This window comes from Sorangium sp. So ce117 (genome assembly GCF_051524395.1).
GTDB classification, from domain to species: domain Bacteria; phylum Myxococcota_A; class Polyangia; order Polyangiales; family Polyangiaceae; genus Sorangium; species Sorangium cellulosum_B.
Genome location: NZ_CP150309.1, coordinates 4,731,616 through 4,747,765 on the forward strand (window position 1 = coordinate 4,731,616; position 16,150 = coordinate 4,747,765).

The following is a 16,150-nucleotide window of genomic DNA, read 5'->3' on the forward strand; positions in this document are numbered from 1 at the left end:
GCGTGGCAGATCTGACAGGTATCGAAAACGTCGGCGAGTTCTTCAGCCAGCATTACCTGGCCGAGCTGCTGGAAAAGGACCTGGCCTCCGAGGGCGGCGACGGGGGCGCCGCCATCGAGGCCGCGCAGAAGGCGCTCGGCGCGCTCGGCCGTGAGCTGAACAAGATCCTGACCGACGCGCCGCTCCACGCCGAGCCGAAGCACCTGTACGCGCTCGCGCATCCGTTCCAGGTGTCGCTCTGCGAGGCGCTCGGCTTCACTTACCAGAGCGGCGCGGTGCTGCCCCTGGGCGACGGCTCCACGGCGCCCGCGCTGCACGTGACCGAGCGCCACGGCGAGACCTACCTGGCCGTGATCGAGGGCCGCCTGCGCGCGCCGAGGGAGGTCGAGAGCGGCGCCTCACTGGAGCTCCTCTGGACAGCACCGCTCCCCCAGAGCGCCCGGGAGGCGGGCATGGAGCCTCCGCTCGACACCACGCTGGGCGAGGCCATCGCGCACGCCTTCGAGGTCGAGTCGCCTCCCCGGTGGATCCTGCTGCTCTCCGGCGCCGAGGTGTACCTGGCCGAGCGCGCGCGGTGGGGGCGCGGGCAATACCTGCGCTTCGACCTGTCCGAGCTGCTGGGTCGCAAGGACCCGAAGGCGCTGCGCATCACGGCCGCGCTCCTGTGCCGCGCCAGCCTGGTGCCCGACGGGGGCACGCTGCTGCACGATCGCCTCGACGAGAGCTCGCACAAGCACGCGCAGGGGGTCTCGGCTGACCTCAAGTTCGCGGCGCGCGAGGCGGTGGAGCTGCTCGCCAACGAGTGGGTCCATTACCAGCGCACCACCGCCAAGAAGGCGCTGCACGGCGAGCGGGTCGCGCGCGAGCTGACGGAGGAGTGCCTCGTCTACCTGTACCGCCTCCTGGTCCTCTTCTACGTGGAGGCGCGGTCGGGCGAGCTTGGCCTGCTCCCGATGAACAGCGAGGAGTACGCGCGCGGCTACAGCCTCGAGGCGCTGCGCGACCTGGAGCAGGTGGCGCTGGGGCCGGAGTCGCGCGACGGCTTCTTCTTCGACGAGAGCCTGCGCCGGCTGTTTCGCCTGGTGAATGAGGGGTTCTCGGGCACGAAGCAGCTCTCCTTGCCGGTGCGTGCGCCGGCCGAGCCTCCCGGCGACGGCGCTGCGAGCACATCCAGGACCGAGGCGGGCAAGGACCAGCGCGGCTTCCGCATCGAAGGGCTGCACAGCCCGCTCTTCGACCCGCGCAGCACGCCGCGCCTCGCCAAGGTGCGCCTGCGCAACGAGGTGCTGCAAAAGGTTATCCGCCTGCTGAGCCTCACGCCCGAGGCGCGACGCGGCCGCGGAGCGAGGGTGTGGGGTCGCGGGCGGATCAGCTATGCGCAGCTCGGCATCAACCAGCTCGGTGCCGTCTACGAGGGGTTGCTCTCGTATACCGGGTTCTTCGCGCGCGAGCGGCTCTACGAGGTGCACCGCGCCGGGGTTCAGGACAAGGACGCGACGCAGCAGGCGTGGTTCGTGCCGGAGCGCGAGCTGGTCCGCTACAAGGACGAGGAGCTCTCGTTCGACGAGGGCGGGCAGAAGAAGCGCCGTAAGTACGAGCCGGGGACGTTCATCTACCGGCTGGCGGGGCGCGACCGCGAGTCGTCGGCCTCGTACTACACGCCCGAGGTGCTCACCCGCTGTCTGGTGAAGTACGCGCTGCGGGAGCTGCTCCAGGGCAAGTCGGCCGAGGACATCCTGGCCTTGACGATCTGCGAGCCGGCGATGGGCAGCGGCGCGTTTCTCGTGGAGGCGATCGACCAGCTCGCCGACGCGTATCTGGAGCGGCGCCGCAAGGAGCTCGGTGGGATCGCGCTGCCGCCCGATCAGTATGCGCTCGAAAAGCAGAGGGTGAAGAGCTACCTGGCCGAGGCGCGCTGTTACGGCGTGGACCTCAATCCGATGGCGGCGCGGCTGGCGGGTGTGTCGCTGTGGCTGGGGACGTTGCACAAGGGCCAGTCGACGCCGTGGTACGGGGCGCGGCTGGCGGTGGGCAACAGCCTGGTGGGCGCGCGGCTGGAGGTGTGGGCCGCGGAGGACTTCGGCACGGACGAGGCGCTGGCCAAGGCGATCGCGGCCACGGTGAAGAGGCATGGGGTGGCCGATGATCTGGAGGCGCAGCTCGAGCTGGTACTGGCGGCGCACGAGGGCAAGCACCCGGAGGCAGTGGCCGAGGTGCGGAGCCGGCTGGAGCGGGTGAAGCGGCTAGCCGGGGCGCCCGCCGAGGGCGAGGAAGGGGCAGGGGAGGACGGGGGCGAGGCCGAGGCGAGCGAGGCGGAGCTGGCAGCGGAGCAGCGCAAGGAGGTGGTGAAGGCGCTGAAGAAGCTGGCGACCGAGCTGAAGCTGCCGCGGCACCACCGGCGGCCGCCGCGCAAGGTGGAGGCAAAGGCTGTCGTCGCGGGGGAGCGGCCGGCGGGGAGCGTGTGGCACTTCCTGGTGCCGGACGCGGGGATGTCGCCGTTCGAGGACGACAAGGTGGTGGCCGAGCTGGCGCCGGAGGCCGTGACGCGGCTGAAGGCGTGGCGGAAGGACATCGAGGAGCCGTGGAGTGCGGTCGACGTGCGGCGGCTCCAGGCGCTGTCGGCGCGGGTGGACGTGCTGTACCGGGAGGCTGTGGAGGAGCGGCGCCGGGTGCTGGCGATGTGCACGCCGGCGGCGACGGTGTGGGGGAGCGATGCGCTGGAGAACGCGCTGCCGGCGCTGGAGAAGCGGGCGGAGCTGCTCGCGGGGCTGAAGTTGCCGGGGAAGGCGTACTGGCGGCTGGAACGGCTGATGAACCTGTGGGCGGCCTTGTGGGCTTTTCCGCTGGAGCACAGCACGCTGCTCCCGAAGCGCGAGGCGTGGCTGCGGGCGTTGGAAGAGGCGCTGGGAGTGGACGCGGGGGCGCCGGCCGTGGCGGTGGGGCAGATGTCGCTGGGGATCTGGCCGACGGATGAGGGAGACGAAGGCGACGAGGCGGAGGAAGAAGGGCGGAAGGGGGCGGCGACCTTGTGGACGGCGGCGGAACAGTCGTGCGCAAGGCTGCGGCCATTTCATTGGGAGCTGGTATTCCCCGAGGTATTTGTGGAGGGTGGGGGATTCGATCTGGTGGTGGGAAATCCGCCATGGATCAAGGTGGACTGGAATGAAAGCGGGATCCTAAGCGATATGGATCCAAGGATTGAGCTCGATGGCCTCAGCGCGAGTGATTTGGCTAAACGCCGGGGGGCAATTCTCAGCAGCGACGGCCGAGTCCACACTTATCTGGAAACACTCACTAGTGAACTGGGCTACAAAACGTTTGTGAGTGCCCCTAGTTCGTTTCCTTTGCTGTCTGGAGTTCAGCCCAATCTATACAAGTGCTTCATCTCCCAGGGTTGGTGCATTGGTAGCACGAGTGGCATCGTCGCCCTAATTCACCAGGACGGGCTCTTTGACGATCCTAAAGGTGGCGAATTTCGTCAAGCGGCGTATCGCAGGCTTCGGATTGTCCTTCGATTTCGGAACGAGTTTCGTCTGTTTGCAGACGTTAATAATGGTCGTCCATATACGCTGTCCGTGTCTGGGGCGAAACCTAGAGCTTTGACGGGTTTCTTGGTTGTTGCCAATTTGTTTCATCCGGCCACGGTCGATGCTTCTATGTTGCACGATGGTGGTGGAAAGACGCCCGGAATTAAAAGTGATAATGATGAGTTCGAAATTGTTGGGCACCGGAATCGATTGGTCAATGTGGGCGAGCGCGAGCTTAAGTTCTTTGCGACGCTTTTTGATCGTCCTGGGATACCCACGCTAGAAGCGCGTTTGCCAGTTATCCACAGTGCCGAAGTGGTGCATACCTTGCAGCGGCTTGCTCAGTACCCGCATAAGCTAAGCGGCATGGGTAGCGGAGTGCTCGGAACAAAGATGTGGGATGAGACCGAGGCTCAGAAAGATGGCACGATTCGTCGCTGTGTCAGCGTTCCAGGGAATGCTAGCGAATGGATTGTTAGCGGTCCTCACTTCTTTGTTGGAAATCCATTTAATAAGAGTCCTCGAGATCCGTGTCGTCATAATAAGGATTATGATGAGATTGATCTTGAGTTGATTCCAGATGACTATCTTCCGCGTGTCAACTATGTTCCAGGTCCGGATCGTGGCGCGTATGATGCTCGTGTGCCTCGATTTTTGGGCAAGCCAATGACTGACTATTATCGGCATGTGAATCGGACCATGCTTGCTGCCGGGGGGGAGCGTACTGCCATCGTGGCAATTGTTCCTCCTGGTCCTGGGCATATCGATCTGGTTCATTCTGTCTGCTTTGAGCGGCTCGATCTTCTGGTTGAGTGTAGTGCGCTTTGGTCGTCGCTTGTTGTTGATTTTCTGGTTCGATCAACAGGGAAGGGGCATCTTCGTCGAGAATTGCTCTCGATTTTGCCGATTCCCGCAACGAGAAATCCAACTGTTCATCTGCTGTCATCGCGCGCCCTCCGCCTCAATTGCCTCACCACCCATTACGCCGACCTCTGGAACGACGTCTGGCCGCAGGTTGCCACCGCCCCCGCCTGGTCCATCTCCGACCCCCGCCTCTCGCCCTGGCCGGCCCGCTCCACCCAGTGGCATCGCCATTGTGCCCTCCGCAACCACTTCGAACGTCGCTGGGCACTCGTCGAGATCGACGCCCTCGCCGCCCTCGAGCTGAAGCTCACCATCGACGAGCTTTGCACCATCTACCGCACCCAGTTCCCCGTGCTCCGCGAGTACGAAAAGAACACCTGGTACGATCGCAACGGCCGCATCGCCTTCACCACGAACCGCGGGCTCACCGGCGTGGGCCTCGATCGCAAGGCCTTCGAGCTCTGGCAAGCCTGTCTCAAGGAAGGAAAGCGCCTCCCCGACGACTTCGACCGCCAGCAGCTCGAACCCCCCTTCGACGTCCGCGACCGCGAGGACGACATGCGCGCCGCCTACGCCTTCTTCGCCGAACGTCTCGCCTCCGGCACGACGCAGACCCCTCCGGCCCGCTCCGCCGGCCGCGCTGCCACCTCATCGAAGGCCGCCCGCGCGTGATTCCGCATCTCGTCGCGGCCGAGATCCGCGAGACCCTCCTCGATTACCTCCGCAGCACCTGGCAGCTCGCCGACCGGGACCTCGAGCGTGCCCTCCTCGCCTTTCTCTCCGGCGAACGCGGCATGTTCAAGGGCCCCTGGGTCCGCCTCGGCCTCCCGTTCGCCCTCGCCCCCGAGGGCGCCGACATCCCCCTCGACGTCAAGCCGCCCTACCGGCCTTACCTCCACCAGCTCCTCGCCTGGCAGCGGCTCTCGTCCCGCAACGGCCACGAGCCCGAGGCCACCCTCGTCACCACCGGCACCGGCTCCGGCAAGACCGAGTGCTTCCTCTATCCCATCCTCGATCACGCCCTGCGCTCCCTGAACCGGCGCGAGAAGGGCATCCAGGCGATCCTGCTCTACCCGATGAACGCCCTCGCGGCCGACCAGGCCCGGCGCATCGCGAGCATCGTCCACGGCGACGAGCGCCTCCGCGGCCGCCTGCGCGTCGGCATGTTCGTGGGCGGCCAGGGGCAGCACCGCGAGATGGGCGCCTCCCATTGCATCGACGACAACGATCACCTTCGCCGGAATCCGCCGGACATCCTCCTCACCAATTACAAGATGCTCGACCTGATGCTCCAGCGCCCCCGCGACGCGGGCCTGTGGGCTCACAATGCGCCCGGCCGGCTGCGCTATCTGGTGCTCGATGAGCTGCACACCTACGACGGCGCCCAGGGCACCGACGTGGCCTGCCTGGTGCGGCGGCTGGGCGCGAGGCTGGGGGCAAGGCTAGGCGGAGCAGATGCCATCTGCCCAGTGGGCACGAGCGCCACGGTCACCGGCGGGGCGGATACGACGGGAGAACTCCTTACGTTCGCGTCGCGGGTGTTCGATCGCCAGTTCGCCGAGGACGCGCTGATCGGCGAGGCGCGGCTCTCGGCGGCGGAGCTGTTCGAGATGTTCGGCGCCGAGGGCGCCGGCGCGCTGGCCACGGGCGACTTGGCGCGGCTGCTGCCAGCGCCGCAGGAAGAGGCGGACGCCCACGTGCGCGCGGCGGCCAGGGCGTGGTTTCCCCGGGATGCGGCGCTGGCCCGGGCGGCGGGCGAGGACTTCCGCGTCCGGCTCGGCGAGGCGGTGCTGCGGCACCCGCTGGCGCGGGCGCTCGTGCGGACGGCCGGGCAGCGGCTCTTGCCGTGGGACGTGATCTGCCGCGAGGTGCGGGCCGGGACGCCCGCGCTCTCGACGCGCACGGAGGCCGAGGCCGAGGCGCTGCTGACGAGCCTGCTGACGCTGCTCTCGTGGTCGAAGCGGCAGGTCGGCGTCCGGCGCATGCCGCTCGTGAGCGTGCAGGTGCAGCTCTGGGTGCGCGAGGTGCGGCGGCTGCTGCGCGAGGTGACGGCGGCGGGCGTGGCGCCGCGCTTCCGGTGGGTCGACGACGGGCCGGGCCCGGAGACGACGGCGGCGCTGCCGACGGCATACTGCCGCGAGTGCGGGCACGCGTCCTGGGTGACGGTGACCGACGGGTTCGGGAGCAAGATCGAGCTCGACTACGGGCTGATCGCGCGCGCCGTGGAGCAGCGGAGCCCGGACGTGCGGTACCTGCACCACGACGCGAGCGTGCGGGCGGACGACGGGACCGCGCCGGCGCGGTCCATGCTGGATCTGGAGACGCGGGAGCTCCTGGGCGAGAAGGACGTGGGCCCGGGGCGCCTTCCTGTGTTCGCGCAGCAGGACGAGGCGGACGCGACGGGCGGCCGGGGGCGGCAGCGGTGTCCGGCGTGCGGGACGCGCGACGCGATGCGCTTCCTGGCGTCACGCAGCGCGAGCCTGACGAGCGTGGCGGTGGGGCATCTGTTCACGACGCCGCTCAACACCGATCGGAAGCTCCTGGCGTTCAGCGACAGCGTGCAGGACGCGTCGCACCGCGCAGGGTTCTTCGGCGGGCGGACGTACCGGTTCGCCCTGCGCTCGGCGCTGCTCGCGGTGGTGCCCGCCGAGGGGGCGATCCCGCTCGCGGCGATCGGCCCGGCCATGGTGGCGCACTGGCCGGCGCGCCTGGCCGAGGGGCGCTGGGATCCGGACGCCGCGTTCGTGGCGGCGTTCTTGCCGCAAGACCTGGAGTTCCTCGAGGCGAACGCGGCGTGGCAGCAAGCGCAGGACGATCGCGAGGCGCGGGCCCGGGAGGCCGAGGCGCGCGGGGAGATGCTCGGTGAGGCACCGCCGCGGCCGCCGGAAGCGCTGGTGGCCGCGGTGGGGGAGCGGCTGCGGTGGGAGGCGATGCGGGAGCTCGGCGTGGCGTCGCGCATCGGGCGGACGCTGGAGCAGTCGGGATGCCTGGCAGTGACCGTGGATCCAGCCCGCTTCGAGCGGGCCGTGACGCGGGCGGCGAGCGTGCTGCCCGAGAAGCTGGGCACGCTGCGAGGCATCGGACAGGCGGCGTTCGCGCGGATGATCGCGGGGCTCGTGACGCGGCTGCGACAGCGCGGCGGCGTGCTCGATCCGCTCCTGGAGGGCTATGTCGAGAACGCCGGAGAGCCCTTCTTTCTGAGCAAGCAGCGCGCGCCGCTGCTGTCGCCGTTCGGGCGATCCACGTCGCGGCCGAGATTCCTCACCAGTGAGGCGAAGCCAAGGAGATTCGACAGCGTCCAGCCCGCCGAGAAGCGCACCTGGCTCACCGACTGGCTGGGGCGCGCGCTGGGCGTGGACCTCGCCCCGGACGAGGCGCGCGACCTCGGCGCGGCGCTCGCGCCGATCCTGGTGCAGGCCGGGATCCTGGGCGAGCGGGCGATGGGCGCGAAGCACAAGGCGTGGGGCCTGCTACCCGAGGCGCTGTGGGTGAGCCGAGCCCACGTGTCGCGGCGATGCGCGGCGTGCGGCTACGCGCTCGCCGCGGTCGCGGGCTCGGTGACCGATCCGCTCGGAGCGCCGTGCCTGCGGTACAGGTGCGAGGGGCGCTACGAGGCGGTCAGCGAGGAGGAGGGGCGCGCGGCGGCGTATTACCGGCGGTACTACGCGCGCGCGGCGCTGGGGCTGGTGTTCCCGCGGGAGCACACGGGCCTCCTGGGACGGGCGGAGCGCGAGCAGCTGGAGGTCGAGTTCAAGGAGCGACCGCGCCCGAACGCGGCGAACCTGCTGTCGTGTACGCCGACGCTGGAGATGGGCATCGACATCGGCGACCTGTCGGCGACGCTGCTCTGCTCGGTGCCGCCCAGCCCGGCGAGCTACGTGCAGCGGGTCGGGCGCGCGGGCCGCGAGACGGGCAACGCGCTGCTGATCAGCTTCGCGGCGACGCGGCCGCACGACCTCTACTACTTCGAGGATCCGCTCGCGGTCATGGCCGGCGCCATCCACCCGCCGGGGTGCTTCCTCGACGCGCCCGAGGTGCTCAAGCGGCAGGCGCTGGCCTTCTGCTTCGACCGGCTGGCGCGCGAGGGGCACAGGATGCCGGGGCTCATGCGCGAGGCGCTGGGCGACGCGGCGCCGCCGTTCCCGCAGCGGGTGCTGGCAGCCATCGCCGAGCGGCGCGACAGCCTCAAGGCGGGCTTTCTGGAGCTGTTCGCGAAGCAGCTCAACACCGAGTCGAGGAAGCGGCTGGAAGCGTTCTTCGAGCCCGAGGGCGACGGGCTCGCGCCCGTCGAGCGGCGGCTGGTCGAGGAGATCGCGGGCGCCCGGGCGCAACGCGAGGAGCTCCTGTCGCGGGTGAAGCGGCTCAGTGCGCGCATCGAGAAGATCCAGAACGACGAGGCGGAGCGCAAGAAAATCGAGGATCCCGAGCGGGAGATCGCCGACCTGCGCTTCGAGAAGAGCTACGCGTCGGCGGAGCTCACCGGTCTGCTGGACGAGGACTTCTGGGGGTTCCTCTGCGACCGCAGCGCGCTGCCGAACTACGCGTTCCCCGAGCCGGGCGTGAAGCTCGACGCGTACGTGCGGCGTGAGGGCGCCGCGTCCGCCGTGCAGCGTCTGACCTGGGTGCGGCCGCCTGCCACGGCGATCGCCGAGCTGGCGCCGTTCAACACGTTCTACGGGAGCGCGCGGCACGTCGTCGTCCAGAACCTCGACCTCAAGCACGGCGGCGCACCTGGGCAGTGGCAGCTCTGCGAGCAGTGCCACCACATGGCCGAGGTCGCGAAGCAGCCCGACCCGATGCCGGCATGCTGCCCGGCCTGCGGCGCCGACGGCTGGGGCGAGGTGGGGCGGCGGCGGTGGCTCGCCCCGATGACGCACGTGCGCGCCTTCGCGCGGCACCGCGACGCGACCGTCGGCGACGAGAACGAGGATCGCGAGCGGGCCTACTACGAGGCGCACAACTTCTACGATCCGGCGGGGAACACGCCGCTCCACGCATGGGTGAACCGCGACGCGGGCTTCGGCTTCGAGCTGCTCCCGCGGCTGACCCTGCGCCGGATCAACTTCGGCCCGCGCGACCCGAGGGCGAACCGGGCCACCGTCGCGGGACGCGAGCTGCCCGAGGTGAACTTCGTCGTGTGCGCCGACTGCGGGCAGGTACAGCAGCCGGTGGATCGCGTGTCCGACCAGGGCTGGCCGAGCCACTGGACGACGTGCTCGAAGCGCAAGGCGCCGAAGGACAAGCAGGACTTCCGCGAGATGCACCTCGTGCGGCGGCTGGAGAGCGAGGCGCTGCGCCTGGTGGTCCCCATCTCGCAGCACGCGTGGGCGACGCGGCTCCCGAACCTGCGGGGGGCGCTGCGGCTGGGGCTGCGACGGTACTTCGGTGGCGATCCGGACTTCTTGCTGGTCGACAGCTACGACGAGCCGCTGCAGTGGCAGGAAGGGAGGCGGCGCTACCTGGTGGTGCTCGATCTCGTGCCGGGCGGCACGGGCATGCTCGTGGATCTGGCGTACGGCAAGGGGGCGAAGCTGCGGCAAGTATTGCTGCTGGCGAAGGAGGCGCTGGAACGCTGCCCGTGCAACCAGCGGGGCGAGGAGGCGAAGGCATGCCACCTGTGCCTGTACGCGTACCGCGAGCAGGAGGCGCTGCCGCTGCTCGATCGCGCGGTGGCGCTGGACGAGCTCGACAGGCTGGTGGAGGGCTTCAACGGGCTGACGCTGGGCGAGACCGTCGGTTCGCTGGCCCAGGAGGCAGTGCTCGAGAGCGAGCTGGAGGCGCGATTCCTGGAGCGCATCGACGCGTGGATTCGCGAGCACCAGAGCGGGAAGGGGGACGAGCCGGCGCCGTCGTTCGAGCGGCTGGACGCCGCGTCGTGGCGGCTCCAGGTCGGCGGGCGGCGCTGGCTGCTCCGGGCGCAGGTGGATGTCGATGAGGACCTGGCCGAGCACCGCTGCCGGCCGGATTTCGTGCTGTACCCGGAGGCGCAAGAGCGCGGCGTGCTGCCGGTGGCGGTCTTCCTGGACGGCGCCGCCTACCACGTGATGCCGGGCGTGCCTCGTGCGCGCATCCAGGACGACCTGCGCAAGCGGCTGGGTCTGTCGCGTCCGGGGCATTTCCTGACGTGGTCGATCACCTGGCGCGACGTGAACGAGCACGAGGCGAGCACCACGACGAACGCCGTGCCGCCCTGGTGGCCCGACGCGGCGTTCCGGACGCAGCTCGGCAAGCTCGCGGCGGCCCTGAAGCTCGACGCGCTCTTGCCGGCGCTCGACCGGGATCCGCTGACAGGACTGCTCGCGCACCTGAAAGACCCGTCGAAGCTGCGCTCGCTGGCGGCGCTCTCGGCCTTCGTGCTGCTGCACCAGCGCGGCAAGCAACTGCCGGCGGCGCGGGCCGCAGCGCACCACGACGACGCCCGTGAGTCCGAGGTGCCCGCGGTGTCGCCGGCTGAACCGGTTCCCGGCGGCGACACCGTGCTTGCCAAGGCGGTGGTCGGGACCGACGGCGAGGCGTTGCTCGTCGTGAGCGCGCCGCGCGACGCGTTCGCGACGCTGACCACGACGCCGGAGCGGGTCAGCTTGACGCTACGGCTCGACGACCGGCACGAGCGGCGGAAGGCGCCCGGGTTCCAGACCGTATGGCGGCAGACCCTGCGCGCCTGGAACCTGCTGCAAGCCCTGCCAGGAGCACAGATCGCCAGCTCCGAGCAGCTCGCGGATCAGATGGGCGGCGCAGCCTCGATAGAGGCCGCGCGCTCGGCGGCGGCGAGCGAGGCGCCGCCGCGCAGACCCGCGAGCGCGCGGCCGACGGCGGCGCTGTCCGACGAGGCCGAGGGGGTGCTCGCCGAGATCCGCGACGAGCAGGCACGCGCCGTGGTGAGGGCGGTGCTGCTGGCTGGCGCGCCGGTACCGGCGGTGCCGTACGAGACGATGGTGGGGTTGCGCGGCAACGCGGGTGACATCGAGATCGGCTGGGCGGAAGCGCGGGTGGGCGGCTACCTCGACGAGCAGCGCGACGCGGCCGAGATGCTGCGCGCGCTCGGCTGGACGCTGTTCCCGATCGAAGCCGGATTGGCGGAGGCCGCGCTGCTCCGAGCGCTGCGCCCAGAGGAGGTATGACCACGATGCAGGTGGCGATCGCCCGCGACTACTTCCCGGCGTATGCGCGGCTTCCGCGCAAGGCGCAGCACAAGGCCGACGAATTTCTACGGAAATTCACGACCGACTCCACGCAGGCGTCGATCCACTACGAGCCCATCCGCGGCGCGCAGGACAAGCAGCTTCGCTCCGTGCGCATCGGCGACGATTACCGCGCCATCGTGCGGGCACCCGAGCGGGGGGACGTCTTCGTGCTGCTGTGGGTAGACCACCACGACGAGGCCTATCGCTGGGCAGCATCCAAGCGCACGGCCGTGCACCCGGCAACGGGCACCTTGCAGCTCTACGACCTCGACGCGGCGGCGCACGTGGTCACGTCGCTCGGCACGGCGCAAAGTGTCGATGCTGCTTCGACTCAGGAAACGCGGCCGGCGAAGGGGGACATCGAACGGCCGGTGAGCGCGCCGGACACGGACGGCGCGCGGCTGTTTGCGGGTTTCACGGACGACGACCTCTTTCACGGCGGTGTGCCTCGGGCGCTCCTCCCCGCGGTGCGCGCCGTCGCCTCGGAGGCCGAGCTGGACCAGCTCGCGCCCCATCTCCCTGCCGAGGCGGCCGAGGTGCTCACCGGCCTTGCGGCCGGCCTCGCGCTCGATGCGGTGCTGGAGGAGATCCTTGGCCGCGGCGCTCCGAAGGGGCCCGAGGCAAAGGCCGAGGTGGACCCGGCCGATGTGGCCGCGGCACTCGAGCGGCCCAGCACGCAGCAACAGTTCCGGTTGCTCGGCGCCGACTTCGACCTGGAGAGTGCTCTTGCGCATCCGCTCGACGTGTGGCGCGTGTACCTCCACCCCAGGCAGCGCGTCCTCGCGCGCGCCCGCACCAAGGGGCCGATGCGCGTCACCGGCGGCGCCGGTACGGGCAAGACCGTCGTCGCGCTCCACCGCGCCGCCTTCCTGGTGCGCGACGTCTTCGTCAAGCCCGACGACCGCCTGCTGTTCACCACGTTCACGGTCAACCTCGCGTTCGATCTGCGCCGGCAGCTCGAGAAGCTGCTTGAGCCGCACGAGCTCTCGCGCGTTGATGTGAAGAACATCGACGGGTGGGCCTCGGAGTACCTGCGGAGTCGGGGCGAGCACGTCCGCCTCGCGACCAACGAGATGCGGGACCAGGCCTGGCGGCGGGTGATGGACATCTATGCGGTCCCCAACTTCGGCCTGGAGTTCTGCAAGACCGAGTGGCGCGACGTCGTGCAGGCGCAGGACCTCCATGACGAAGAGGCGTATGTGCGCGCGGTGCGGCTGTCGCGTGGCGTGCCGCTGGGCCGACGCGAGCGGCGGCTCTTGTGGCCGCTGTTCAGGGCTTACCGACAGGAGCTCGAAGGGCTCGGCCAGATGGAGCCGATCGAGATCGTTCGGCGCGCGCGGCAGCGGGTCGAAGTCGACGGCGGACCCGCACGCTACCGCGCGGTAGTAGTGGACGAGACGCAGGATTTCTCGCTGGAAGCGCTGCGCCTGGTGCGCGCGCTGGCAGGGCCCGAACACCCGGACGACCTCTTCTTGGTCGGCGATGCTCACCAGCGGATCTACGGCCGACCGGTCGCACTGAGCAGCGCTGGCATCAACGTGCGCGGGCGACGCTCACAGGAGCTGCGCCTCAACTACCGCACCACGGCGGCGATCTGCCGTTGGTCGCTGGGCGCGCTCGGCGGGGAGCAGGTCGACGACCTCGACGAGGGCACCGCGAGCCGCCGCGGTTATGTCTCACTCCGCGAGGGGCAAGCGCCGTCGGTGCACAGCTTTGAGTATGCAGCCGACGAGGTGGCCTTCGTGGTCGGCGAAGTGCGGCGGCTGCTGGCGTCGGGAACGCCGCCCGAGGGGATCTGCATCGCGGCACGGAGCGCATTTGCGCTGCGGGATCGCTTCCTCGACGCGCTCATCCGTGACGGCATCCCGGCGGACCTCATCGACCGCGAGGAGCCTCGCCATCCCAGTGTGCGCCTGGCGACCATGCACCGGATCAAGGGGCTGGAGTTCCCGGTGGTGTTCGTCGTGGGTGTGAACGCCGACGAGGTGCCTTTCCGCTCACCGGAGCTCGAGTCGGACGATCCGGTTGTGGCGCATCGCGCTGAGGTCGCCGAGCGCTGCCTGCTCTACGTCGCTGCGAGCCGCGCGCGCGACGCCCTTTTCGTCACGTCGTGGGGCACCCCGAGCCCTTTCCTCGCCGCGATGGGTCCACCCCCCGCCGCAGTGAGCCCCCGGCGTCCCACAGTGCGGCCAGCAGCGGCCAGCAGCCTCCCACCGCCTTCGGCCTCGATTCCACCCGCGCCGGCGGCGGTGGCGCCCGAGCTGCCCGCGCCGGAGCCTGCGGCCGTCGCCGAAACCCCAGCGTCACCTGCCTTCACGGAGCAGTCTGCGACGCCTCTCGTTGCAACGACGCCTCCCGCTGCAAAGCCGGGCGAGACCCCGCTGCTTGCTCTGTCCTTGCCGGTGCGCTTCATGAACTGGGCGGAAAAGAAGGGCCTCACGACCCTCGGTGAGCTCTCGCGTATCCCGCCGCGCGACCTGCTGGCCGAGCGCAATCTGGGACGGAAGACCCTCGCCGAGACCCGGGTCGTGCTCGAAGCAGCGCTCGGGTGCTCGTGGGAGGAGGCCGCAACCGAAGCCGAAGCGGCAGCGCGCGCCCCGGCGGCGAGCGACGCATCCTTGCAGGAAGACCCGTTCACCTCGAAGCAATGGGACGTCATGCGCCTGGCCTTGCCGGACGCTTTGGCCTCGGCTCGCATCGATGATGTGGATCTGCCGACACGCGTGGTGACGTACGCGCGCGCCGAGGGCATCGAGACGATCCCTGCGCTTGCAGCGCGCTCGAAGGCGACCCTCCTGTCCGCCAAGAACATGGGGCGCGCGTCGATTCCTGCGCTGGTGGAGGCGTTGCAGGCCCACATGGAGCGGCTCGACGGCGTCCGGCGGAAGATGGACGCCGGCCTGCTGGAGTCGTGGAAAGCGCTGCTCCAGGAGCAGGATGCTGTGCGCCGCATGGTGTTTACGCGGAGGGCCGGCCTGGGAGCTCCGTCGGAGACGCTGCAATCGATCGGCGAGACGCTCGGCGTCTCGCGCGAGCGGGCCCGCCAGCTCGAGAACGCGGTGCTGGTGGATCTCGGCCGTGAACGCTTGTGGCTCGGCGAGATCCGGCGGCGGTTCGAAGCGGCGCTGAACGATGGCGTCGCCGCGCTCGATACGCTCGCGGAGGATCCGTGGTGGACCGGCATCGCGGCGATGCCCGCGGCGCTCGACTACCTGGGCGAGCGGCTGCTCGATGGCGCGATGCGCGTGGTCGACGTGGACGAGCGTGCCTACCTCGGTCGGTGCGCCCAGGCAGTGTTCGACGACGCCGCGGCGGAGCTACGAAGAAAGGCATCGGAAATGCCTCTGCCAAGCCCGTTGTCTGCCTTCCGAGCGCTCGCTGACGAACACGTGTCCACCCTAGGAAAGTTCCTGGCCGACGTGGCGTTCGAGCGACTGCGCGAGCGGCTTCACGTTGAGCAAGCCGAGGATGGCGCCGGCGAGGAGCCTGGCGCGGAGGCACGCGTGCTCGGGTTCGGTGCCGGCACTGCGGCGGCGGTACTGGCGGCGTTGCGGGCATCACCGACGCCGATGCGGGTGGAGGACCTGACCGAGCGGCTGGGGCGGTGCAACATGCCGGACGAGGTGCTGTTCTTCGACCGCGGCTTGGTGGGCCTGGAGCAGCACTTCCCCGACTTCCGCGGCTGGATGGACAGGGTGGTGCCGCCGGTGCTGGAGGTGCTGCAGCGCGAGCCGCCCGAGCGGCAGTGGCTGGCGAACGAGATCCTGGACGAGCTGGCCGAGTCAGTGGATTTACCGGAGTGGCTGGACCACTGGCACCTCGCGGCGCTGCTGCGCAAGAGCGGTCGGATGCGCTACCTCGGCCGTAACCGCTTCGCGCTGCTCGACGCGCCTGATGAACGAGGGCGCATTCACTATCGCGACGAGCTGGTCCGCATCCTTCGGGACCACGGCGGTCCCATGGTACGTGAGGATGTCATTGCAGCGCTGCGCAAGAAGACGACAGCGCCCATCGGAACGGTCTCGCTCAACCTGCTGCGGCCGCCCTTCGTAAGCTGCGATGCCGAGCGTGTGGGCCTGCTCGAGCGGGACCTCCCAGGCGGCGCGGCTGCGCTCGTGGAGGCGCTGGAGCACGTCGCCGTTTTGCTCGAGCGGCGTGCGCGCGGCCTCGGAGCTTCCCAGCTCAAGGCGGAGGTATCGCGGCTCTCGCAGAGCCATGCGCAGTGGTCGCTGGACATGTGCATGTCGGTGTTGCGAGGAGACCCGCGGTTCCGCTTGTCCCAGTCCGGAGCGGTCGGCCTCATGCAATGGGAGAGCGTGCGCGTGCCGACGCGAGCGGAGATCGTCCGACAGTGCCTGGACGAGGCCGAAGGCCACGTGAGCGTCGAGGCGGTGCAACGGCGCATCGAGGCTTACTACGGGAATCAGCCGGACCGGATTGTGGTGGGGGCGCTGGCGAACCGGTTCGGGGCGGTGCTGCGTGGCGACTGGCTACAGTGGGACGCCGGAGCCTCGCAGGCCCCCCGAGAGGTGAGCGAGCGCGGCGAGAGCGCGCAATAGGGTGGACGGCCCCGTG

General features: G+C 69.7%; 3 protein-coding genes. All 3 read left to right on the forward strand.

The window, feature by feature from the left end:
- Positions 1-2 precede the first annotated feature (2 nt).
- Genes WMF46_RS17630 through WMF46_RS17640 form a run of 3 tightly spaced genes read left to right on the forward strand, consistent with a single transcriptional unit; the run spans position 3 to position 16,134 of the window.
- The gene (locus WMF46_RS17630) at positions 3-5,063 is read left to right on the forward strand and encodes an Eco57I restriction-modification methylase domain-containing protein (RefSeq protein ID WP_437986664.1); all 5,061 of its coding nucleotides are present in this window, start codon (positions 3-5) and stop codon (positions 5,061-5,063) included.
- Positions 5,060-11,512 (forward strand): DEAD/DEAH box helicase, encoded by a 6,453-nt coding sequence (locus WMF46_RS17635; RefSeq protein ID WP_437986665.1) that lies wholly within the window; start codon positions 5,060-5,062, stop codon positions 11,510-11,512. The genes WMF46_RS17630 and WMF46_RS17635 overlap by 4 nt, the downstream gene beginning before the upstream one ends.
- Positions 11,509-16,134, forward strand: a complete 4,626-nt coding sequence (locus tag WMF46_RS17640; protein WP_437986666.1) for a UvrD-helicase domain-containing protein — start codon at positions 11,509-11,511, stop codon at positions 16,132-16,134. Before WMF46_RS17635 ends, WMF46_RS17640 begins: the two co-directional genes overlap by 4 nt.
- Positions 16,135-16,150: the final 16 nt, after the last annotated feature.